The 25,733-nt window shown below is 51.0% G+C and carries 9 protein-coding genes and 3 pseudogenes; 9 read left to right on the forward strand and 3 right to left on the reverse strand.

All coding sequences use genetic code 11. The annotated features are described in order from the left end of the window. Window positions 1–23 precede the first annotated feature (23 nt). Entirely contained in the window at window positions 24–374 is a 351-nt protein-coding gene (locus tag D5S11_RS13415) for a DUF3212 family protein (RefSeq protein ID WP_051058666.1), read from the reverse strand. Between the two features lie 190 nt (window positions 375–564). Between D5S11_RS13415 and D5S11_RS13420 the strand changes: the two genes are divergently transcribed. The 7 genes and pseudogenes from D5S11_RS13420 to D5S11_RS13455 all read left to right on the forward strand — a co-directional run bounded on the left by D5S11_RS13420 (window position 565) and on the right by D5S11_RS13455 (window position 16,998). Beyond that, complete coding sequence (locus D5S11_RS13420) at window positions 565–912, forward strand: YflT domain-containing protein (protein ID WP_003155650.1); 348 nt, start codon at window positions 565–567, stop codon at window positions 910–912. 163 nt (window positions 913–1,075) lie between these two features. Beyond that, window positions 1,076–2,341 (forward strand): pectate lyase, encoded by a 1,266-nt coding sequence (locus D5S11_RS13425; protein ID WP_108725108.1) that lies wholly within the window; start codon window positions 1,076–1,078, stop codon window positions 2,339–2,341. A 124-nt stretch (window positions 2,342–2,465) separates the two neighbouring features. Next, window positions 2,466–3,902: an anion permease gene (locus tag D5S11_RS13430; RefSeq protein ID WP_007408966.1), complete on the forward strand. Its 1,437-nt coding sequence runs from the start codon at window positions 2,466–2,468 to the stop codon at window positions 3,900–3,902. Window positions 3,903–4,010: 108 nt separating this feature from the next. Further along, window positions 4,011–4,709 carry a hypothetical protein gene (locus tag D5S11_RS13435; protein WP_064108255.1) on the forward strand — a complete coding sequence of 233 codons (699 nt, stop codon included), beginning with the start codon at window positions 4,011–4,013 and terminating at the stop codon, window positions 4,707–4,709. A gap of 114 nt (window positions 4,710–4,823) precedes the next feature. Next, a pseudogene (locus D5S11_RS20410) lies at window positions 4,824–8,617 on the forward strand (NTTRR-F1 domain); the annotation flags it as partial. Window position 8,618: 1 nt separating this feature from the next. Beyond that, a pseudogene (locus tag D5S11_RS13450) lies at window positions 8,619–14,073 on the forward strand (beta strand repeat-containing protein); the annotation flags it as partial. Window positions 14,074–14,250: 177 nt separating this feature from the next. Further along, window positions 14,251–16,998 carry an exosporium glycoprotein BclB-related protein gene (locus D5S11_RS13455; RefSeq protein WP_128424630.1) on the forward strand — a complete coding sequence of 916 codons (2,748 nt, stop codon included), beginning with the start codon at window positions 14,251–14,253 and terminating at the stop codon, window positions 16,996–16,998. A gap of 154 nt (window positions 16,999–17,152) precedes the next feature. On the opposite strand, the gene D5S11_RS20225 is transcribed toward D5S11_RS13455, so the two are convergent. Together D5S11_RS20225 and D5S11_RS20230 are read right to left on the reverse strand one after the other, a co-directional pair. Continuing rightward, the gene (locus D5S11_RS20225; protein ID WP_268749115.1) at window positions 17,153–18,232 is read right to left on the reverse strand and encodes a response regulator; all 1,080 of its coding nucleotides are present in this window, start codon (window positions 18,230–18,232) and stop codon (window positions 17,153–17,155) included. Between the two features lie 72 nt (window positions 18,233–18,304). Further along, window positions 18,305–20,188: pseudogene (locus tag D5S11_RS20230) on the reverse strand (sensor histidine kinase); the annotation flags it as partial. Between the two features lie 234 nt (window positions 20,189–20,422). Here D5S11_RS20230 and D5S11_RS13465 point away from each other — a divergent pair. Next, complete coding sequence (locus D5S11_RS13465; RefSeq protein WP_108725104.1) at window positions 20,423–21,499, forward strand: response regulator; 1,077 nt, start codon at window positions 20,423–20,425, stop codon at window positions 21,497–21,499. A gap of 180 nt (window positions 21,500–21,679) precedes the next feature. Further along, window positions 21,680–25,733: collagen binding domain-containing protein (locus tag D5S11_RS13470; RefSeq protein WP_128424627.1), on the forward strand; the 4,054-nt coding region annotated here is incomplete at its 3' end.

Raw genomic sequence — 25,733 nt, forward strand, 5'->3', positions numbered from 1 at the left:
CCCTTCTTTCCTTATATGCATATTTAATAGAATAACCGATACACATCGGTGTTTTTCTCATGTTCCAAATATTCATAGGCATTCGTTTTTGAAGAATGAAGCATGTCAGCGGTAATCACGGGCTGAAGCGCGGTCAGATAAGAACCCAGCCTATTTTCAATTTCTGCCGGCAGAACGGATTCGATATCACCGATATTGATAATGATAGAGAAAACGAAATCGATATTAATATGAAAAGTATCTTCAGCAAAGGCCGTAAGCTCTTTTATTCCATCCGGGCAGCGGGTATGCCGGCGGAATACCTGCTTCACTAAATCACTGACAACCCAAGCGTTAAATCGCTGTTCCGGTGAAAAGTAATGAATAGGAACCACCTCCCTGCTTAATCGGCTCAAGAAGATTTTTATTTTTCTGATAAAAGTTGCTTTTTCTACTGTAACATGTCCCGCCAGAAAATATCCACCGACAATCTGCCCGTTTTCCCACTGAACTCTCTTTCTTTTGTTTGATCCTTGATTGATCGGGTAAACATCCAATATACAAAACAAAAGGGAGGACTTATCAATGAAACCGGTAGTAAGAGAATATACAAATGATCAAAAACTGATGCAGGACGTAAAAGAGCTTCAGCAATTGGGTGTCGCAAAAGAAGACGTATATGTGCTTTCACATGATGACGACAGAACGGACCGCCTGGCCGATAACACTGATGTCAATACCATCGGAGCGAAAGAAACGGGCATTAAACACGCAGTCGGCAATATGTTTAATAAAAAAGGCGACGAGCTCCGCAACAAAATTCACGAAATCGGCTTTTCGGAAGAGGAAGCATCACAATTTGAAAAGCGCTTAGATGAAGGAAAAGTTCTTCTGTTTGTCACGGATAACGAAAAAGTAAAATCATGGGCGTAAGCTGAACAGATCCCAAGGGGTTTTCGGCCCCTTGGGATTTTTTTGCGGTTTCCGCAATAAAACCAAAAGGCACATTCTGTACATTTTCGGTGCTGTTTCTCAACTGATTTGATACAATTCATCTGTAATAAATTGGAACAAAGAATCAGGAGGAGCACAATTCATGAAAAAAATGTTATTTATGCTGGCGGTTTGTTTATGTATGATCCCTGCGGACGTCTATGCCGCTGATCTGGGACGGCAGACGTTAGGAACAAATGACGGCTGGGGAGCCGCTTCCGGCGGGACAACCGGCGGCGCGAAAGCCTCTTCATCGAATGTATACACCGTATCAAACAGACAGCAGCTCGTTTCTGCATTAGGGGGAAGCGCCAACAGCACACCGAAGATTATTTACATACAAGGCACAATCAATATGAATACGGACGACCGCAATAAAACGCTCGGCTTTGATGATTATAAAGATCCGGCATATGATCCGAACGCCTATCTGAAGGCGTACGACCCGGACAAATGGGGAAAAAAAGCGCCGTCAGGCACCCAGGAAGACGCCAGACAGCGATCGCAAAAAAACCAGAAGGCACGGGTCGTGGTTGACATTCCTTCAAATACGACGATCATCGGCTCGGGTTCAAATGCCAAAGTGACAGGCGGGAATTTTAATATTAAGAACGGTGTCGACAATGTCATCATCCGCAACATTGAATTTCAAGACGCTTACGACTATTTTCCGCAATGGGACCCGACGGACGGCAGCAGCGGCAACTGGAACTCGGAATATGACAATATCACCATTAACGGCGCGACGCACATCTGGATCGATCATTGCACCTTTAATGACGGATCGAATCCCGACAGCGGTTTTCCCTACTATTACGGGAGAAAATATCAGCACCATGACGGCCAGACGGATATAGCCAACGGGGCGAATTATATTACATTGTCCTATAATAAATATCATGACCATGACAAAGGCTCCGTCATCGGAAACAGCGACAGCAAGACGTCGGATGAGGGAAAACTGAAGGTGACCCTTCACCATAACTATTACCAGAACATCGTCCAGCGCGCGCCGCGGGTCCGGTACGGGCAGGTTCATATTTATAATAATTTTTACGCAGGCTCGAAAAGCGCTGCATACCCGTTCAGCTATGCGTGGGGCGCGGGCCGCGCGTCAAAAATATATGCCCAGAATAATGTTTTTGAAGTGCCGGGACTGGCTGCTGATAAAGTCATCAGCGTCTTCAGCGGCGGAAAAGCGCTTCATGAAGACGGCACTCTTTTAAACGGCTCCTCCATTAACGCGTCGGCCGCCAACGGATTAAGTCAGTCCGTCGGCTGGACACCGTCATTGCACGGTTCCATCGGCTCATCATCAAATGTAAAATCAGATGTTATATCTAAAGCCGGGTCGGGCATATTAAAATAAGAAACAAGAAACACAAAGGAAAATATTCCTTTGTGTTTTTTAATTAACAAAAACGTTTATTAACTTAGTTAAGTAGTAAAATGGGATAGGGGATGGAAGACAACAAAATAGGAGGAGACCTGTAATGGCTTCAGAAAAAGACGCAAAAAAACAGCAGGCAGTAAAAATCATTCCTTTGCTTATTACTGTTGCTGTGGGATTAATCATTTGGTTTATTCCCGCGCCGTCCGGACTTGAACCTAAAGCATGGCATTTGTTCGCTATTTTTGTCGCAACAATTATCGGCTTTATCTCCAAGCCCTTGCCAATGGGCGCAATTGCAATTTTTGCATTGGCAGTCACCGCGTTAACGGGAACGCTATCTATTGAAAATACGTTAAGCGGATTTGGAAACAAGACAATCTGGCTGATTGTCATCGCCTTTTTTATTTCCCGGGGATTTATCAAAACCGGGCTCGGCGCCAGGATTTCTTACGTATTCGTACAACGGTTCGGGAAGAAAACACTCGGCCTTTCTTATTCACTGCTTTTCAGTGATTTAATTTTATCACCTGCCATTCCGAGCAACACGGCACGGGCGGGCGGCATTATTTTTCCTATTATCAGATCATTATCCGAAACTTTCGGATCAACGCCGGCAGACGGAACAGAGCGGAAAATCGGCGCTTTCTTATTAAAAACCGGTTTTCAAGGAAACTTGATTACGTCTGCGATGTTTTTGACGGCAATGGCGGCGAACCCGCTGATCGCCAAGCTGGCCCACGATGTCGCAGGGGTGGACATCACATGGACAAGCTGGGCAATCGCAGCCATTGTACCGGGATTGGCGAGCTTAATCATTACGCCGCTCGTCATTTATAAGCTGTATCCGCCGGAAATTAAAGAAACACCGGATGCGGCTAAAATCGCAACGGAAAAATTGAAAGAAATGGGTCCGTTTAAAAAATCCGAACTCTCCATGGTCATTGTCTTTCTATTGGTGCTTGCGCTGTGGATTTTCGGAGGAAGCTTAAATATTGACGCAACGACGACGGCCCTGATCGGATTATCCGTTTTGCTTTTGTCACAGGTATTAACATGGGAGGACATCAAAAAGGAACAAGGTGCATGGGATACGCTGACTTGGTTCGCGGCGCTTGTGATGCTGGCGAATTTCCTGAATGAGCTCGGCATGGTGTCTTGGTTCAGCAATATGATGAAATCTTCTGTTTCCGGTTTTTCATGGATTGTGGCATTTATGATTCTGATTGTCGTGTATTATTACACGCATTACTTCTTTGCGAGCGCAACCGCGCATATCAGCGCCATGTATGCGGCATTTCTCGCCGTCATCGTGGCGGCAGGCGCTCCGCCGCTGTTGGCGGCGCTCAGCCTGGCGTTTTTCAGCAACCTTTTCGGTTCGACGACGCATTACGGCTCAGGAGCAGCTCCGGTCTTTTTCGGAGCGGGTTATATATCGCAAAGCAAATGGTGGTCCATCGGCTTTATCCTGTCAATCGTCCATATTGTGACATGGCTTGTGATCGGCGGATTATGGTGGAAAGTATTAGGGTTATGGTAGAAGAAAAAAAGGCAGACTCAGGTCTGCCTTTTTTTTATTTCTGTAAGGAAGGGGAAGGGCCTGCACATGATGACTCCAGTGCGAATAGAATATGGCCGGGGTGATAATATGAGCAGCGGCCGTAATCAATACATGATATTGAAACAGAAACCTTACAAATATATGAGCAGACATATGAAACACCGGTATGAACAATTACCATGTGAACATGAAAGGCCGGAAACAGGGACGGAAAAACGGTTTCCGTCTTCAGATGAAAATCGATCTGCCTTGTGCGTACCCGGGCTGCGAGGTCCCGAAGGCAAAAGAGGACCCGCCGGCTCCCGCGGTCCGCAAGGGGAGGCGGGTCCGCCCGGTCCCCCGGGGCCTGAGGGGCCGCCGGGAGCGGTTCCGGCTGTAGCTTTTCAAAATACAGCAGACCAGATGATGATTCCGTTAGAAGGAACACCGATAAACGTGTTAAGCACAGTGATAGCCGCGCCGACAGATCAATTGGTGAAAACGGATGCCGTCATACAAGTAAATGTGGAATTAGATCCGCTCGCGTCTCATTTCTCATTGGTCTTAGCTCTCGAGCTGCAAAGAAATGGCGTATCGATACAAACACAGAGACAAGAGCGGAACCTCTTTTCTTCAGGCGGGCAAATCATAGGAATTCCTTTTACGTACATCGACGAAATGAAGGCGGATGAAACAGCCGCGTATCAGCTCTATTTATCCGTCCTTTCTTCGAATTACGTAACACAAGTCGCAGCGGCAAACCGCTCCCTCATTGCGACGGGATTCCCCATTCAAGGATCGGATTAAGGTGATGAAAAGAAATCACCTTTTTTATTTAGATTGTCAAAACACAGCCCGTATTAATATGCTGTCTTAATAAGTAAGACGGTCAACAACGGGAAGGAGAGGGAAAAAGATTGAATGAATAATCCGATTATAAACGGAAGCTTTGAAACCGGCACATTAGCGGGGTGGAGTTCGGCAAATACCCAGATTAACAGTTTGTTTGCACATTCAGGGAGATATTCTGCGCAATTTATTGGAGCTCAGCCATATGCTTACCTCAGTCAAATCGTTCCCATTTCAGCCAAGTCAGTGACTCTATTCGTATCACTCGCAACGCTCGGAAATGAGCCAAGTCCCCAAGTCACTCTCCAGATCATATATGTCAGCGCAGCAGGTGAACAAATCAGTTCCATTCAAGAAAATATTACACCCGGAAATTTGCCGAACGTGCTCTTTCACACATGGTCTGAAATCTATAAAACAAGTACTGTGCCTTCTGGCGCGGCCTTTGCCGTCATTGTAGTAAGTAAAGTTTCTTCCGGAACGGTTTTAATAGACGATGTTTCATTGGCGCAAACCGGGGGTGAACCTGGCGTAACGGGAATTACAGGTCCCACAGGAGTGACGGGCCCCACAGGAGTGACCGGAGCAAGAGGAGCGACCGGAGCAACCGGAGTAACTGGAGCTACCGGCTCGACTGGTGTAACAGGAGCAAGAGGAGCAACCGGAACCACGGGCTCAACTGGAGTGACTGGAGCAAGAGGAGCGACTGGGTCGACTGGAATGACTGGATCAACCGGAGTAACAGGGGCGACGGGAGTAACAGGTCCCACAGGAGTAACCGGCTCAATCGGGTCGACAGGATCAACGGGTGTAACCGGCCCAACCGGAGTGACTGGTCCGACAGGAGTAACAGGGGCGACGGGAGTAACTGGAGCTACCGGCTCGACTGGTGTAACAGGAGCAAGAGGAGCAACCGGAACCACTGGCTCAACCGGAGTAACTGGAGCAAGAGGAGCGACCGGAGTAACTGGTGCAACGGGAGCAACCGGAACTACGGGCTCAACCGGAGTGACTGGAGTAAGAGGAGCGACCGGAGTAACTGGTGCAACGGGAGCAACCGGAACTACGGGCTCAACCGGAGTGACTGGAGTAACAGGAACAACTGGCTTGACTGGTGCAACAGGCCCAACCGGCTTGACCGGTCCAACAGGAGCGACTGGTGTAACTGGTTCAACAGGAGAAACTGGAGCGACGGGTGCATCCGGGGCGACCGGCGCAACGGGAATAACTGGCCCAACAGGAGCAACAGGAATAACAGGGCCAACAGGAGCAACAGGGATAACAGGCCCAACCGGCGCGACAGGATCAACAGGAGAAACTGGCCCAACAGGTGCAACAGGAGAAACTGGCCCAACAGGTGCAACAGGAGAAACTGGCCCAACAGGAGAAACTGGCCCAACAGGAGAAACTGGCCCAACAGGAGTAACTGGAGCAACAGGATCGACTGGGGTAACTGGTGTAACCGGGGGAACGGGAACAACCGGACCGACAGGCGCAACCGGCTCAACTGGTGCGACGGGATTAACTGGAGAAACAGGCGCAACCGGGGGAACAGGTCCAACGGGTGTAACAGGAGAAACTGGTGCAACTGGAGTGAATGGTGTAACTGGTCCAACCGGCCCAACCGGTGCAACTGGAGCAACAGGAGTAACCGGGGCAATGGGAGAAACTGGCCCAACAGGAGAAACTGGGGCAACGGGAGAAACCGGCGCAACCGGTGTAACGGGAGAAATCGGCCCAACCGGCTCAACAGGCCCAACCGGAGAAACGGGTGCAACAGGATCGACAGGCCCAACCGGCGCAACAGGGCCAACAGGAGTAACCGGAACCACGGGCTCAACCGGAGCGACCGGCGCAACTGGTATAACCGGAGCAACGGGGACAACCGGAGCGACTGGGGGAACGGGTGTAACCGGATGAACCGGCCCAACGGGATCAATAGGCTCAACCGGAATAACAGGAGCAACAGGAGCGACAGGAGAAACCGGAGTAACGGGATCAACAGGTGCAACTGGAGAGACTGGGGTAACGGGTGTAACCGGATCAACCGGCCCAACGGGATCAACAGGCTCAACCGGAGTAACAGGAGCAACAGGCGCGACAGGAGAAACCGGAGGAACGGGATCGACAGGAGCGACTGGGGGCACGGGTGTAACCGGGTCAACCGGCCCAACGGGAGCAACCGGAACAACCGGAGCGACTGGGGGAACGGGTGTAACCGGGTCAACCGGCCCAACGGGATCAACAGGCTCAACCGGAGTAACAGGATCAACAGGTGCAACTGGAGTGACTGGGGTAACCGGAGTAACTGGATCGACCGGGGATACCGGAGCTACTGGCTCAACCGGAGTGACTGGAGCAAGAGGAGAAACCGGTGCGACGGGAGTAACCGGCCCAGCAGGAGTAACGGGATCGACAGGATCGACTGGGGTCACGGGTGTAACCGGGAGAACGGGAACAACAGGAGCGACCGGAATAACAGGCTCGACCGGTCCAACGGGGGAGACTGGACCAACGGGAGTGACAGGTACAACCGGAATAACAGGGGAAACTGGGGCGACAGGTATAACTGGAGAAACCGGCCCAACCGGCCCAACAGGTGTAACTGGGGAAACAGGTCCAACGGGATCAACTGGTATAACTGGAATAACCGGCTCAACAGGCGCAACAGGTGGAACCGGAGTAACCGGAACGACTGGTGCAACGGGCTCAACAGGCGCAACTGGTGTAACCGGTTCAACCGGAGCGACTGGCGCAACGGGATCAACTGGAGTAACAGGAGGAACAGGCCCAACCGGTGCAACGGGTGGGACTGGAGCAACGGGCGCAACAGGCGCAACGGGTGTAACCGGTTCAACCGGAGCGACGGGCGCAACGGGAGCAACGGGAGCAACTGGAGCAACAGGAGTAACAGGAGTAACAGGCCCAACCGGTGCAACGGGTGTGACTGGAGCAACGGGAGTAACTGGGGCGACCGGAGAAACCGGAGCAACAGGAATAACAGGCCCAACCGGAATCACGGGTCCAACCGGAGTAACCGGGGCGACAGGAGAAACCGGCCCAACTGGTGTAACTGGTTCAACAGGAGCAACTGGAGCGACGGGAGTAACGGGATCAACTGGAGTAACAGGTTCAACCGGAGTAACCGGAGCGACCGGAGTAACCGGGGCGACCGGAGTAACTGGGGCCACGGGAGAAACCGGTCCAACAGGAGTAACAGGAGCAACCGGAGCGACCGGAGTAACCGGGGCGACCGGAGTAACTGGGGCAACGGGAGAAACCGGTCCAACAGGAGTAACAGGAACAACCGGTTCGACTGGTGCAACAGGCCCAACTGGTCCAACCGGAGCAACGGGCGCAACAGGAGAAACCGGCTCAACTGGTGTAACTGGTTCAACGGGAGAAACCGGCCCAACAGGCGCAACCGGAGCGACCGGAGTAACGGGGGCAACGGGAGAAACCGGCGCAACAGGGCCAACAGGAGAAACCGGCCCAACAGGCTCAACCGGAATAACAGGTGCAACTGGCGCAACCGGGTCAACAGGTACAACAGGCCTAACGGGTCCAACCGGACCAACCGGCGCAACAGGGCCAACAGGCTCAACAGGATCAACAGGAGCAACCGGGACCACGGGTTCAACCGGTTTGACTGGAGTAACAGGATCAACAGGCTCAACCGGAGCGACCGGAGCAACGGGAGCAACTGGAGCAACAGGAGTAACCGGAGCAACGGGAGTAACTGGGGCAACGGGAGAAACTGGCCCAGCAGGAGTAACGGGATCCACAGGAGTAACAGGTTCAACCGGCGCGACTGGCTCAACTGGCTCAACGGGAGAAACTGGCTCAACCGGAGTAACGGGTCCAACNAGGATCAACAGGAGCAACCGGGACCACGGGTTCAACCGGTTTGACTGGAGTAACAGGATCAACAGGCTCAACCGGAGCGACCGGAGCACCGGGAGCAACTGGAGCAACCGGAGCAACCGGAGCAACGGGAGTAACTGGGGCAACGGGAGCAACTGGAGCGACAGGAGTAACCGGAGCAACGGGAGCAACTGGAGCAACAGGAGCAACAGGCTCAACCGGAGCGACCGGAGCAACGGGAGCAACTGGAGCAACAGGAGCAACAGGCTCAACCGGAGCGACCGGAGCAACGGGAGCAACTGGAGCGACAGGAGTAACCGGAGCAACGGGAGTAACTGGGGCAACGGGAGAAACTGGCCCAGCAGGAGTAACGGGATCCACAGGAGTAACAGGTTCAACCGGCGCGACTGGCTCAACTGGCTCAACGGGAGAAACTGGCTCAACCGGAGTAACGGGTCCAACTGGTGTAACGGGCTCAACAGGTGTAACCGGTGCAACGGGAGAAACTGGCCCAACCGGCGCAACAGGGCCAACAGGAGCAACCGGCCCAACCGGGGTAACAGGAGCGACTGGGGCAACCGGAGCAACCGGCTCAACCGGAATAACAGGAGCAACAGGCTCAACGGGAGAAACCGGCCCAACCGGAATCACGGGTCCAACAGGATCAATCGGCCCAACCGGTGTAACAGGAGCGGCTGGCTCAACCGGAGCCACAGGTTCAACCGGTGCCACCGGAGGGACTGGTGCGACCGGAGAAACTGGCTCGGCCGGGGATACCGGAGCTACTGGAGAAACCGGCCCAACCGGCGCAACAGGGCCAACAGGAGCAACCGGCCCAACCGGTGTAACAGGAGCGACTGGCTCAACCGGAGCAACAGGTTCAACCGGTGCAACCGGAGTGACTGGTGCAACCGGCGAAACTGGCTCGACCGGGGATACCGGCGCTACTGGAGAAACCGGCCCAACGGGCTCAACCGGCCCAACCGGTGCAACCGGGGTGACGGGTGCAACCGGACCGACAGGCGCAACCGGCCCAACCGGTGCAACCGGAGTGACTGGTGCAACCGGAGAAACTGGCTCGACCGGGGATACCGGAGCTACTGGAGAAACCGGCCCAACAGGCTCAACCGGCCCAACCGGAGAAACGGGTGCAACCGGACCGACAGGCGCAACCGGCTCAACTGGTGCGACGGGATTAACTGGAGAAACAGGCGCAACCGGGGGAACAGGTCCAACGGGTGTAACAGGAGAAACCGGTGCGACGGGGATAACAGGAGCGACTGGGGTAACGGGTGTAACCGGATCAACAGGCCCAACGGGAGAGGCCGGTCCAACGGGATCAACAGGCTCAACCGGAATAACAGGAGCAACAGGATCGACAGGAGAAACCGGAGTAACGGGATCAACAGGTGCAACTGGAGTGACTGGTTCAACCGGAGTAACTGGCTCGACAGGGGATACCGGAGCTACTGGCTCAACCGGCGTGACTGGAGCAACAGGAGCAACCGGGGCGACGGGAGGAACCGGCCCAACTGGGGTAACTGGTTCAACCGGGGCAACAGGCCCAACTGGTTTAACAGGAGAAACCGGGGCGACGGGAGGAACCGGCCCAACTGGTGTAACTGGTGCAACCGGAGCAACTGGCTCAACCGGAGTGACTGGAGCAACAGGAGAAACCGGGGCGACGGGAGTAACCGGCCCAACTGGTGTAACTGGTTCAACCGGAGCAACAGGCCCAACTGGCTTAACAGGAGAAACCGGCTCAACCGGAGCAACGGGAGAAACCGGAGCAACAGGAATAACAGGCCCAACCGGAATCACGGGTCCAACAGGATCAACCGGCCCAACCGGTGTAACAGGAGAAACCGGAGCAACTGGAGTGACTGGAGAAACGGGGATAACAGGAGCAACAGGCTCAATCGGTGCAACAGGAGCGACCGGAATAACGGGATCAACCGGAGCAACAGGCTCAACAGGAGTAACAGGTTCAACCGGTTCAACAGGAGCGACAGGGGCAACGGGGATAACCGGAGCGACCGGCGCAACAGGCCCAACTGGTATAACCGGAGCAACGGGAACAACAGGAGCGACTGGGGTAACGGGAGTAACCGGATCGACCGGTCCAACGGGAGTGACTGGAGCAACAGGATCGACAGGAGAAACCGGAGGAACGGGAGCAACAGGTGCAACTGGAGGGACTGGGGCAACCGGAGCAACTGGCGCGACCGGGGATACCGGAGCGACTGGAGAAACCGGCGCAACCGGAGGAACGGGATCAACAGGTGCAACGGGAGTGACTGGGGCAACCGGAGTAACGGGAGCAACCGGATCGACCGGTCCAACGGGAGTGACTGGGGCAACCGGAGTAACTGGCTCGACCGGGGATACCGGAGCTACTGGAGAAACCGGCGCAACCGGAGTAACGGGATCAACTGGCCCAACAGGGGCAACGGGTGTAACTGGAGAAATCGGTCCAACGGGAGAGACCGGCCCAACCGGAGCAACTGGTCCAACTGGTGTAACGGGAATAACTGGTGTAACTGGAGAAACCGGTCCAACGGGAGAGACCGGCCCAACCGGCGCAACAGGAGTCACAGGTGCGACCGGTTCAACAGGAGTGACAGGGGCAACTGGCATAACCGGAGCGACTGGGGTAACAGGGTCAACAGGAGTCACCGGTGCAACCGGCTCAACGGGAGAAACCGGCCCAACAGGAGTCACAGGTGCAACCGGTTCAACAGGAGCGACAGGGGCAACGGGGATAACCGGAGCGACCGGCGCAACAGGCCCAACTGGTATAACCGGAGCAACGGGAACAACAGGAGCGACTGGGGTAACGGGAGTAACCGGATCGACCGGTCCAACGGGAGTGACTGGAGCAACAGGATCGACAGGAGAAACCGGAGTAACGGGATCAACAGGTGCAACTGGAGTGACTGGGGCAACCGGAGTAACTGGCTCGACCGGGGATACCGGAGCTACTGGAGAAACCGGCGCAACCGGAGTAACGGGATCAACTGGCCCAACAGGGGCAACGGGTGTAACTGGAGAAATCGGTCCAACGGGAGAGACCGGCCCAACCGGAGCAACTGGTCCAACTGGTGTAACGGGAATAACTGGTGTAACAGGACCAACTGGCTCAACCGGAGCAACTGGGGTCACAGGCTCAACCGGGATAACAGGTGCAACTGGAGTGACAGGAGCAATTGGTTCAACCGGACCGACTGGCTCAACGGGAGAAACCGGCCCAACAGGAGTCACAGGTGCAACCGGTTCAACAGGAGCGACAGGGGCAACTGGTATAACCGGAGCGACTGGCTCAACCGGTGTAACAGGGTCAACAGGAGTAACCGGAGCGACTGGTGTAACAGGGTCAACAGGAATAACCGGTGTAACTGGAGCAACAGGAGTAACCGGTGCAATGGGAGAAACTGGCCCAACGGGAGAGACCGGTCCAACCGGCCCAACAGGTGTAACAGGTTCGACCGGAGAAACCGGCCCAACTGGAGAAACCGGCGCGACTGGCTCAACGGGATCAACTGGAGTAACAGGAGCAACAGGTCCAACAGGGTCAACTGGTTCAACCGGAGAAACCGGCCCAACTGGGGTCACGGGATCAACTGGTGTAACAGGAGCAACGGGATCGACAGGCTCAACCGGCCCAACCGGCCCAACCGGTGTAACGGGAGTGACTGGGTCAACGGGGATAACCGGAGCGACTGGCGCAACAGGGGTAACAGGTTCAACCGGAGCAACCGGAGAAACCGGCGCAACAGGAGCAACAGGAGAAACCGGAACCACGGGCTCAACCGGAGCAACTGGTCCAACAGGAGCAACGGGAGCAACAGGTTCAACCGGAGAAACCGGAGAAACCGGCGCAACAGGATCAACAGGAGAAACCGGAACCACGGGCTCAACCGGAGTAACTGGGGCAACGGGAGCAACCGGTGCAACCGGTTCAACGGGAGTAACGGGATCAACAGGACCGACTGGAGAAACCGGAGCAACTGGAGTGACTGGAGCAACGCGTATAACAGGTTCAACCGGAGTGACCGGAATAACGGGCTCAACCGGAGCAACCGGGGCAACGGGAGCAACCGGAGCAACTGGAGTGACTGGAGCAACGGGTATAACAGGTTCAACCGGAGCGACCGGAATAACGGGCTCAACCGGAGCAACAGGCGCAACTGGTGTAACCGGGCTAACTGGAATAACAGGCGCGACAGGCCCAACCGGTACAACCGGAATAACAGGCGCGACAGGCCCAACCGGTTCAACGGGTGTGACTGGAGCCACCGGAGTAACGGGATCAACAGGTGCAACTGGAGTGACTGGGGCAACAGGGGTAACAGGTTCAACCGGAGCAACTGGTCCAACTGGAGTAACGGGAATAACTGGTGTAACAGGACTAACTGGAGCAACAGGAGCCACAGGAGTAACGGGAGCAACCGGGCTCACCGGAGCTACCGGAGCGACCGGTTCAACTGGAGCGACCGGACCAACCGGTGCAACAGGGCCAACAGGCTCAACCGGAGCGACCGGAGTAACTGGAATAACGGGCCCAACCGGCTTGACGGGAGCAACGGGAGTAACAGAAGCAACGGGTGCAACGGGAGTAACAGGAGCCACTGGTGCAACGGGAGTAACAGGAGCCACTGGTGCAACGGGAGTAACAGGAGCCACTGGTGCAACGGGAGTAACAGGAGCAACTGGTGCAACGGGAGTAACAGGAGCCACCGGAGCGACCGGTTCAACTGGCGCGACAGGCCCAACCGGTGCAACAGGGCCAACAGGCGCAACCGGATCGACAGGCATAACCGGCTTGACTGGAGCAACGGGAGCAACAGGCGCAACTGGTGCAACGGGAGTAACAGGAGCCACTGGTGCAACGGGAGTAACAGGAGTAACAGGAGCAACCGGGCTCACCGGCGCCACAGGATCGACCGGCGCAACAGGGCCAACCGGAGCAACTGGCCCAACCGGAGTAACAGGAGCAACCGGGTCAACAGGAGCCACGGGAGTAACAGGCCCAACCGGCGCCACAGGCAGTACACCAACCTTGCTCTTCACAAGAACCAACGGGCCGCTCACTGTTTATCCGCCGTTAAATACAGAAGTTCCCGTTGCTACGCTGGCAGTCCCGGTTAATGCTTTGCAGAATGTAAAGCTTGATTATGCACTCAGTGTCGCGTTAACAACTGCAGCCAATTCAAACTTTGTTTATGAAGTGAGATTATATAGGGGAGCAGTGCAAATTCATACAAGAACTCTGTCGCGAACTAGTACTATCGCAGCTACGGATAGTTTTTCGATTGCTGATACAGTAGTGGATACTGCGCCGACCGCAGGAACGAACACTTACCAGCTCAGGGTTATCTTCACAACTGCTAATAATTTAACGACAGCAACTGCTCTCAATATCGATTTTAACAGCATAAGTTTTCCGACAACCTCATGAAAATAGCAGTCTGATATTTTAAAGATGAAAGACCTGACTTATGCAAAGTTAGGTCTTTTTTTCTGTAAATGCTGCATGATGCAGCCTTAAAGAACATTTAAAAATTTGCCCAATAGAAGTGGGATTTTGCCACACCTTTTTTTGTTGTGGAAATATTATGCAAATAGAGGTGGTGTAATGAGAAAAGGAGATACTTGGTATAACAGATACGACTCTTGGGATTACGACTGCCGGAATAGTAATGAGTGTTGCTGTCATTTTCAACATAAAAGAAGAAATCAAAGGCGCAGTTATCAAAATCGGGCCCATTGCTGTGAAGAATTCTGTTGCAAAACTTCTTGCTGTCATGAAAGATGGTGTCCATGCTGTCATCCAAATCATTTTCATGTAAGAGGATTCACCGGAGCAACGGGGCTGACCGGAGCAACAGGGCTGACCGGAGCAACAGGGCTGACTGGAGCAACGGGGTTCACTGGAGCAACGGGGTTTACTGGAGCAACGGGATTCACTGGAGCAACGGGCTCGACTGGGAATACCGGAGCGACTGGGGTAACCGGCGTCACTGGAGATCCCGGCGCGACTGGAGCAACCGGCGCCACGGGAGTAACGGGAGCAACGGGAGTAACAGGCTCGACCGGAGCAACCGGCGCGACTGGAATAACCGGAGCCACCGGGGTAACGGGCGCGACCGGGGATACTGGAGCAACCGGAGTAACGGGCGCCACTGGAGTAACCGGAGCGACCGGAGCAACCGGTGCAACCGGGGTAACGGGAACAACCGGAGTAACCGGCGCAACTGGGGTAACCGGCGCGACCGGAGTAACCGGAGCCACCGGGGTAACGGGAGCGACCGGGGATACTGGAGCAACCGGAGTAACCGGCGCCACTGGAGTAACCGGAGCGACCGGGGTAACAGGTGCAACTGGGGTAACGGGCACAACCGGAGTAACCGGCGCAACTGGGAGAACGGGAGCGACCGGAGTAACCGGCGCCACTGGAGCAACCGGAGCGACCGGAGTAACAGGGGCAACTGGGGTAACGGGAACAACGGGAGTAACCGGCGCAACTGGGATAACGGGAGCGACCGGGGTAACGGGAGCAACCGGAGTAACCGGCGCAACTGGGATAACGGGAGCGACCGGAGTAACCGGCGCAACTGGAATAATGGGAGAGACCGGGGTAACGGGAGCAACCGGAGTAACCGGCTCAACCGGAGTAACAGGAGCCACTGGTGTAACGGGAGCAACAGGGTTAACAGGAGCAACCGGGCTCACCGGAGTAACAGGTGCTACCGGTGTAACCGGGGATACTGGAGTAACTGGAGCAACCGGGATTACCGGGGCCACCGGGGTAACGGGAGTAACAGGAGCGACCGGAATAACGGGCGCCACCGGGGTAACAGGCGCCACCGGGGTAACAGGCGCCACCGGAGTAACAGGCTCAACAGGAGTAACGGGGGTAACCGGGGATACGGGAGCCACTGGGATAACGGGAGCAACCGGAGCAACCGGCGCAACTGGAGTAACGGGAACAACCGGAGTAACAGGCTCAACCGGAGTAACAGGCGCCACCGGAATAACCGGAGCAACCGGGGTAACGGGAGTAACAGGCGCCACCGGGGTAACCGGAGCTACTGGATCGACCGGAATAACGGGAGCAACGGGAGTAACAGGCTCAACCGGAGTAACCGGCGCAGCTGGGATAACGGGAGCCACCGGGGCAACCGGAGTAACCGGAGCAATCGGGGTAACGGGAGTAACCGGCGCCACCGGGGCAACGGGAGCAACCGGAGCGACGGGAGCCACCGGGGTAACGGGCGCAACGGGGGTAACGGGAGCCACCGGCGCAACCGGAGCAACCGGAGTAACCGGCGCAACCGGAGTAACCGGAGCAATCGGGATAACGGGAGTAACCGGGCTCACCGGCGCCACCGGGGCAACAGGAGCAACCGGAGCCACCGGGGTAACGGGAGCAACGGGGGTAACGGGAGCAACCGGCGCAACTGGAGCAACAGGAGCAACGGGAGCCACGGGAGTAACCGGAGCGACGGGCGCAACAGGAGTAACCGGAGCAACCGGGGTAACGGGAGTAACCGGCGCAACTGGAGCAACAGGAGTAACGGGAGCCACGGGAGTAACCGGAGATACTGGCGCAACAGGAGTAACCGGAGCGACCGGGGCAACAGGAGTAACCGGAGCAACTGGGGTAACCGGGGCAACAGGAGTAACCGGGGTAACGGGAGCCACCGGGGTAACGGGAGTACCCGGCGCAACTGGAGCAACCGGGGTAACGGGAGTAACGGGGGCAACGGGAGTAACCGGCGCAACTGGGGCAACCGGGGTAACGGGAGTAACCGGAGCGACCGGAGCAACAGGAGTAACCGGAGCGACCGGAGTAACCGGAGCAGGCGCGATCATTCCCTATGCTTCAGGTCTTCCAACTGCCGTGACGACCATTGCCGGCGGATTAATCGGAACGGTGAGCCTTGTCGGCTTCGGCAATTCTGTGACGGGCGTCAATGTCGGAGGGGGAGGTGCAATTGATCTTACCGGGGCTGGAGGAACTCTGCTGAACTTTGCTTTTTCGGCTCCGAGAAGCGGAACCATTACATCAATTGCCGCCTATTTCAGTACAACCGCAGCATTGTCGCTTGTCGGCTCGACTGTTACGATAACCGCACAATTATACAGTTCCACAGTGCCGAACAATACGTTCACGCCGATCCCCGGAGCATCCGTCACTTTAGCTCCTCCCCTCACCGGCATATTGTCAATCGGCAGCATCAGCAACGGAATCACGACAGGGCTGAACATTGCGGTAACTCCTCAAACCCGGCTGTTAATGGTATTCTCCGCCACTGCGACAGGCCTTTCGCTTATTAATACAGTGGCGGGATATGCAAGCGCGGGAGTTACGATTTCTTAAGTGAAAACGGCCAGACTGGTGCGGATCATCTAAGCTTGGAGAAGATATCACTTTTTCTTCAAGCTTTTTTGTTTTTGCGTCTTTTTGGGTAAATAAAGGCTGACGGGAATTTCCCGACAGCCGGCAGAAGTATTTACATGCCTTTTGAAGTTAATCAGTATCTTAATGAAGACGTTTTTAGTGAGATCAAATCATCCGTTGGGCCGGGAGTGTGAATCATCATCGAAACAGCGGTTCCCTCATCCGGGGTGCTGGTGATCGTCAATTCGCTTCCGCAAAAATGCTTCAGCCGCCGATTGATATTTTTCAGGCCGACACTGCGATTAACATCAGAAGACAAAATATCTTTCTGTATGTCCGGCATGATGCCGGTTCCATTATCCTCCACTTTGATAAAATACGTGTTTTCGCCTTGTTTTTTCGCTGTCAGCTTTATCCGTCCGCCGCCTCTTTTCTTACTGATCCCGTGATGAACGGCGTTTTCCACCAATGGCTGTATCATTAAAGGTGGAAGGGGGAAGTCAATGTCCTGTTCAATATCAAAAAGGATATCAATCCGTTTGCCGAAGCGTGTTTTTTCTATAGAAAGATATGACGTAATGATAGAAAGTTCGTTTCTGAATGAGCTGATGTCCGAAGTGTTTTGAAAATCAAAACTCATCCTTAAATAGTTTGTAAATGCAGCAGTGGTTTCCCGTGCTTTTTCAATATCCAAATGGCTGAGCGCGATGATCGTATTTAATACGTTGTAAAGAAAATGAGGCTTAATCTGCGACTGAAGAAATGCCATTTCTAAATTTGTGGCTTGGTGAGCCGTATGCTTCATCAAAATTAAATTTTTAATACGCGCGGTGAATTCAGAGTAATGATAAGGCTTTTGTAAGATGTCGTTTGCTCCGGCATGAAACGCCTTGTATTTGTCATGGCTGATAATGGCTGCCGTAACGATAAGAACCGGCAGATCGACCATGCTGAATCTTTCGCGGATGTTTGTGCAGACTTCAAAACCCGTCATGTCGGGCATCATCAAGTCTAATATGACCAAGTCAAGCTTCGAGGAAGAGACAGCTTGAAGCGCCTCTTTTCCGCTTTTTACTGCGATTACGTTATAAGGAACACCTTCCAGCATATCAGTTAAAATTTTCAAACTCTCGATGTTATCGTCGACGATCAGAATCGTCGGAGCATCGATTTTTTCTGAGTAATAAGGCGTGACCAGCGAAATATCCGACATTCTCTGCCCGGGATGTGATTCAGGAAGTTCGGTCTTTGCTTCCGGTAAAGAATCAATTTGAGCGGCGGGTAACGTAAAATGAAAGGCTGATCCTTGCGCCGCCGCTGACTCCGCCCAGATGTCCCCGTTTTGGAGCTTGACGAGCTGTTTCACAATACTTAAACCTAAACCCGTTCCATCTTCTTCCGTCCCTCCCGCTTGCTGAAAAGAATCAAAAATGGTTTCAAGATCAGCCTCAGGAATGCCGCTGCCGGTATCGGCCACCGTGATTTGAATCATTTTGTCATTCAGGCTTTCAGCAGAAAGAATAATGTTCCCCTCGGATGTGTACTTGATTGCGTTTTCAACAAGATTGGTTAAGATTTGCCGGAATCGGTTTTCATCTGCAAGCACCAAAGGGAGGCCGTCCGGCACATGATTAAGAATGGCAAGTTTTTTATGTTTGGATAAAAGCCGGTAGAAGTTCATTTCACTGCATATGACGGCATGCACATCGACGGGAACCGGACGAATCTGCAGCATACCCTGCTTCATTTTTTCCAAGTCAAGAATATCATTTACGAGATCAGAAAGTCTGTAGCCCATACGGATGATCAGCTGCATATTTTCTTTCTCTTCCTCTATCGTCTTCTTTTTTCTGCCGGCTACAAGGGTTTGGCATATATTAATAATGCTGTTCAGCGGCGTCTTGAATTCGTGTGAAGTTTTGGCGATAAATTCATCTTTCAGTTGGTCGATTTTGACTAATTTCCGTGAGAGGACTTCATTGTCCCGGAAAGCTCCGGCGAATTGCTGCGCCATCAGAAGAACCACCGCCAATAAAGCGATGACTGTCGGCAATGAATAGAGCGAATTAAAAGAAAAAGCCGTTTTGCCGCTGTAAGCTGAAATGGTAGTAAGAATCACAAAAGCGCTCATCGAGACGGATGCGAGTGTAAGGTACGTGCTTCCTTTTATTTTTCTTATGGCGGCAATCGTAAAAATATATGTAATATAAAACAGAGTCGTAACGGCAAGCACAGAATGTAAAATGTATGAGAGATGGTCAATGAAACTTCCGGACATAAAATCAGTGATCAAGATAATCCCGGATAAAGCGGTTAAAAAGGTGATCGTCGTTTTTGAAACAATTTCTCTGTATGCATAAAAGAGATAAAGAAAAACCGCCATGCTGACAAGCACGGTTGAGATGATACGCAAGGAATTCAGCAATGAAAATGAAATAGACGGAAAGAGGAGAAAGATAATTCTTTCTTTCCCTATCATAAGAATAATGGCAGAAAAAAGCAGACACATCACGGAAAAGAACAATAAATGTTTATCCTTTGTCCGTTGCAAAAAAAAGCCGAGAAAATATAAACCGGTAATGAAAAAAGCCGTAATCATAATGGAATCATTAAAAAAGGAAATTTGATTCTCGCGTATAATTTGTTCCTGAGTCCCAAACGTTATCGGTTTTGCGATCCCCCAGCCGGGAACTTTTCCGAAATTCGAAAAATGCAGGACAAGTTCATTGTCACCCTTGTGAAGCCTGAAAAAGCTGCTGTACGGTTTGTTCTGCGCCTTAAAATCAGCTTTTTCTGTAGGATTGCCGCTCTGTCCGATTAATTTCCCATTAAGATAAAGGCGGTTTGAACTGTAGATATAAGATGTGCTGATCCCCAAAACCTGATTGTCTTCATTTGATCGGATTGTCAGTTTGTACGTCCCGTAATCCACATCGGCCGTTTTGCCGAACAGCTTCACATTGACGGGGACATCAACGAGTACGGGGTTTTTTCCTTTTGCTGAATGAAGCGCCTGCGGTGACAGCATCTGATTTGGATATAGAATCCATTTCCCGTTCAGCTGGACATTTCCATCCTTTTGAAAATCCCACTTTTCCAGATTGATCACGCCCTGTTCCGCTTGAGGGAGGGATGATCCTGAAAAATGATTCAGGACCATAAAAAGCATAAAGAAAGCAGCGTAGCCGCAAATAATCGAAATCGAAATAAATTTTTCTTTCACATCATTACTCCTTTATCCCATTCAGGGGCATTCTATTATCCTATGTAATGTATAAATATTGTAATCACAAACGTTATGATACAACAAGAGAAAGAAAAAGAATCCAACTATATAGGGCATTAGGCATGGTATAATTGAAATTATTTTCAGATATATCTATATTGACGGGTGGGATGCGGTTTGAAAGCGTTAATTGTGGATGATGAGGAACTGGCATTGCTTCATTTTAATCGTATGCTTGAGCGGACAAACGCATTTCAATCTATTATAACGTTTCAAGATCCGGCGGAAGTTCTGGAGCATTCGGAGCTTTCAGCAGCTGATGCGGTGTTTCTTGACATTGAAATGCCCGTGATAAACGGTATTGAGCTTGCTGAATCGATTCAGGAGGTCAATGAAAATATCCAAGTTGTTTTTATCACCGCTTATAATGAATTCGCGATCAAAGCGTTTGAATTAAATGCTGTCGATTATCTTTTAAAACCGGTTGACCATGCCCGGCTGCTGACAACTGTTGAGCGAATCCGAATGAATAAAAAACTCAGGTCGGCAGACGAGAATACCGGGACGGATTATGTTATACAATGTTTTGGGAACCTGGACTTTTATCAATCGGTAAATGGTGTCAAAACATACATAACAGTCAAGTGGAGAACATCCAAAGCCCGTGAACTGTATGCATTTTTACTTCTTAATCAAGGGCGTACGGTCAGTAAAGACATGCTGATGGAGATGTTTTGGCCTGCTTATGATGTATCAAAAGCAAGCACCCAGCTCTATTCGACAATATATCAAATACGGAAATTAATCGGTCAGCTGCCCTTCAGCCAATCAATAGAAAATACCGATATAGGATACATTCTCCGGCTTTCCGGAGTAAAGGTTGATACAGTTGAATGGGAAAAAACATTAAAAGAGGCTCCTCCGGTCAGCGCAGCTGCACTAACCCGGCACCTGGACATTGTCATGTCATATGAGAACCATTATCTCATGGAGAATGGCTATCTGTGGGCGGAGCCGGAAAAAGCGCGTCTGGCCCATCTGTGGCTCAGCAAAGCGTACGAACTGATTGGTTTTCTCATCCAAGAGAAGAACGATCATCAAGCGATGGATGTTTGCCTGCAGGTTGAGAAAATAGAGCCCGGTGACGATAAAATTATACAATACAAACTGCAGTTATTTAATAAACTGGGAAAGGTAGAAGAGGCGATAAAGGAATACGAACGCTATAAACAATTGAAGGATAAAATCAATTGACGATTGAATGACCGGACCGGCTGATGCCGGTCTTTTTTTGTGCGTTATTTCTGAAATAATCCCATGTACAGAATTTGTATAGGCCGATTTCATACAATGTAGTTTGGTTCGGATAAGGAGAATCCCATGCTTACCGGCTTGTTCGAACGTAAGTCTATATAAAAGGGGAGGAATAAGACATTGGGAGTGAGGAACTTTTCGTTCAGCCCGAAAAAAAGCAAAAGGCTGAGGGCGGCATTAATTTCATGCTTTACGCTGTTTTTCATCTTCAGCCAAGTTGTCAGCTTTACTCCGATCGCAGCCGCTTCCGGATCACAACAAAGCGAGAGCGGGTTCTTTGATTCAGTTGCAGTCAAAGACGGCAGACAGCAGACTGTTGACGGGTCAAAAGGGAGTGAGCCCGCTTTAGCACCGGGAGATAAAGTGACACTGACATACGAATGGTCGCTAAAAAACAAGGAAGATGCAAGTGACCGGAATATCACCTTAAAGATTCCGGAAAGTTTTACATTAGATAACGATGCCGAAGGTGAGCTGACATCAGCTGATCGGGTGATCGGTATATATAAAGCTGAAGCAGACAGCAGCACGCTGGAAGTGAAAGTGAACGATGCTGAAGCAGATGCCGGGGATGCCAAAGGCTCCATTACACTGTCGGCGAAGTTTACTCCCGACATAACAGATGAGACGAAAATGGCAAAAGCTCTTTTTCAACTGGATGCCGGCAAGACCCAGCAGGTGTTAATACCTGTGAAGAAAGACGGAACAACGGATTCCGAAACAGAAAAAAACACCTCTTCAACACCTGCTGAACCTCAGGAAAAGACAGAGAAAAAATCAGCATCTGCGGACGGCGGTGATAAAGCAGAACAGAAAACGAAATCAAAACCTTCTGCTAAACGCAGTCAATCAAAAATGGCGGTTTCAAGCAAATCTGCCGCTAAAAGCCTTCAATCAGGCGGAAGCCGGATTACGCAAAATATTTTAACTGATGTGAAATTGACGGATGAAAAAGGAAAACCATATGACAAAAACAACCCTGCGAATACGAACTCTCCGGCAAATATCACCATTCAATGGGCGATTCCGAATGAGCTGGGGAAAACAATAAACGACGGTGATCGATATGAATTTGATCTGCCTAAAGAATTTATCATGCATAATGACATTACGAACCAGCCATTGACCGACGGCGATAGTACGTACGGAACTTTTTCCATTAATACGAGCGGCCATGTCATCATGACGTTTAACGGCGAGGTAAAAGAAGATACTAACGTCAAGGGGTCATTGTATGTAAACACCCAATTCAATCAGAAAGAAATAAAAGGATCAACCACACAAAAGATTAAGTTTCCGGTTAACTCTGATACGCCGGACGTAACGGTTTATTTTAAACCGAATGTCAATAAAACTATTGAGAAATCAGGGTCATTGGATAAAGGTATTAATCCCGGAAAGGTAACGTGGACGGTTGATCTTAATAAAAAGGAAGAAGAAGTTAAACATGCGAAATTGACTGAAAGCCTTCCGGACGAATTGACTTTCCGCTCTGTGAAAGTGTATGAACTTGATGTGAATATTGACGGCTCGGTGAGTCAGGGAAATGAGATAACTTCAGGTTATACCGTTGGCGAAAACGGTAATGTCACCTTCGCCGGGACGATCGATTCAGCCTACCGGCTCATATATGACACGGAAATTAAAGATGAGGCAAAGCCGGGTAAAGGCGGAAACATCACGCTGACAAACAAGGCGGCATTCAGCGGAGACAATGCGGAGCCGATTTCTGCGGAAGCTTCCGTAACAGCGGGTTACGGAAAAATGATAGAAAAATCTTCGACAGGTTATAAAGGAGAATCCCAAACGTTCAGCTGGGCTGTTATGTACAACTACGGTGAGAAAAAGATTGATCAATCCAAAGCCGGCATCAAGGATACGTTCGGATCAGACGATCTGCATCTTGTTCCCGGTTCATTGAAAGTCCTTCCGATTACATTCAGCCAGAACGGCAGTGAACAAGAGGGCGCCCCATTAAAAGAGGGTGAGGATTATACGCTGACTGATAACGGGAACGGCTTTGAAATAAAATTCAAGCAAACTGTCACAGGAGCATATAAGATCATTTATCAATCTCAAGTCAACGATGGGGTCATTATTGACAGTCCTGTCAAATACACCAATACAGCAATGACAGATACAGGGGAATCAAAGGAAACTCCGGGAACCGCCATTCAGCAGAATCTGATCAAAAATTATTCAAATGCAGACTATGAGAAGAAGACGGTTGATTGGACAATCACAGTTAATAAAAACGGTTACACAATGAAAGACTGGACGCTGGATGATCAATTCACCAGCGGAGGCCTGGCGCTCATTGACGATTCATTTCACATGCAAGACACGACTGATAACAAAACGCTGAAAGAAGGAACAGACTATATATTAACAAAAAAACCCGGAAATCAAGGCTTTACAATAGCATTGATCGGGGATTATGCAGAAACAAACAGTCAGTTTAAGATCACGTATAAGACAAAATTCAACGCTGACTTTTCAAACGAACCCATTAAGAATACGGCGGAGTCGACATGGACGGATAAAAACGGCGGCAAACGCACAAATAAGGAATCGAGCGGCTTCACACCGAACAATCAGACGTCCCATAACGGATTCAAAAACGGCTCATACAACGCCGTTTCAAAAGAAATCACATGGAAAGTCGGCATTAATTACAATGGCGAACCTTCAAAAAATCCTTATATAAAAGATACGATCACAGATGGTCAGCAATTTTTGCATGGGTCGGTTGCTGTTAAAACGTATACCATCAGCAAAAACGGCTCCATCACTGAAGGGGAGGCGCTGGATCCTTCAAAATATGAAATAGAGGAGCCGTCAGACGGCAACAAAAATACGTTAATCGTACGTCTCAAAACAGATGACGCTTTACCATACCTGATTGAATTTAAAACGTCATTAAAAGGCCAGGTCATTAAACAGAGTCAATACACAAACAAAGCAGAGTACTTTAATAATGACCATGCAGACCGAACGCTGACGGGTTCAGTTTCCATCGCAAACGGAGGAAACCTGATTTCTAAAGGCGGCAAACAGAACGGAAACTATATCGATTGGAACATCAATGTCAATGCCAGCCAATCGACACTGGATGACGTAAAAGTCAAAGACACCCCGGATGAGAATCAAATAATAGATGAAGATTCTTTTAAAGTATATCAAGCAAAATATAATGAGAGCGGCGTTATGAAAGACAGCAGCGGAAATCTTATTCCGGGTGATGTGAAGCTTGAAAAAGATAAGGACTATAAATTAGATATAAAAACTGACAATGCCACCGGTGAACAATCATTTGTCCTCACCTTTACAGGCAGCTATAAACAAATCGACCGTGCGTATGTCATACAATATCGTTCTCTCATTAATATTTCCGGCAGCAGCGGTCAGGTCAGCAACAAAGTGTCGATATCAGGGACAAATGTTGAGGAGCAGACCCAAGAGAACAACAGCTCAGTGTTTGTCGCCATTTCAAGCGGCGGCGGCTCAGGATCAGGAGAGAAGGGAAGCCTGACGATATCTAAAACAGGATCAGACGGAACATCTCTTTCAGGAGCCGACTTTCAATTATGGTCTAAAGACGGCAAGCAGCTGCTTCGTACGGGCACAACAGACGATGCCGGTAAACTTGCGTTTGGGAATATCCGTTACGGAACCTATGTACTGAAAGAAATAAAAGCTCCGGACGGCTACACCATCAGCGACGCCTATGTAAACGGGGTCTCCGTTACGATTGACGGTAAATCCTCCGCAGCAGGAGCACTCTATAAAGTCATAAATCAAAAAAATAAGGTGACGCTTATCAAAAAAGACGAAAACAATAATCCTTTGGCCGGTGCTGTATTTAAGCTTGAGAAAAAATCAAGCGACGGTACCTATACTCTGATAAAAAATAATATTGAAAGCGATAAAAATGGGAAAGTTGAGATAAACGGTTTGCCCGCCGGATACTATCGGCTGATGGAGACGAAAGCCCCATCAGGGTTTATCGTAAACACAAAAGCTATTCACTTCTCAATCGCAAAGAACGAAAAGAATCAAGTACCTGATGTTGAATTGGGATCAATGGTGAATTATAAAGGAAAAGCCGCTTTAACGAAGAAAGATGCAGACGGCGGGAATCTTGAAGGCGCAGTTTTCAAAATCGTCGACCGTG

This window comes from Bacillus sp. L75, assembly GCF_003676355.1.
Lineage (GTDB): Bacteria > Bacillota > Bacilli > Bacillales > Bacillaceae > Bacillus > Bacillus velezensis.

Bases quoted from the DNA above. Each gene is read 5' to 3' on its own strand.
- D5S11_RS13420 (WP_003155650.1), top strand. From the start codon at position 565: ATGAAACCGGTAGTAAGAGAATATACAAATGATCAAAAACTGATGCAG.
- D5S11_RS13425 (WP_108725108.1), top strand. From the start codon at position 1,076: ATGAAAAAAATGTTATTTATGCTGGCGGTTTGTTTATGTATGATCCCT.
- D5S11_RS13455 (WP_128424630.1), top strand. From the start codon at position 14,251: ATGAGAAAAGGAGATACTTGGTATAACAGATACGACTCTTGGGATTAC.
- D5S11_RS13430 (WP_007408966.1), top strand. From the start codon at position 2,466: ATGGCTTCAGAAAAAGACGCAAAAAAACAGCAGGCAGTAAAAATCATT.
- D5S11_RS20225 (WP_268749115.1), bottom strand. From the start codon at position 18,232: ATGTCGGATATTTCGCTGGTCACGCCTTATTACTCAGAAAAAATCGAT.
- D5S11_RS13435 (WP_064108255.1), top strand. From the start codon at position 4,011: ATGAGCAGCGGCCGTAATCAATACATGATATTGAAACAGAAACCTTAC.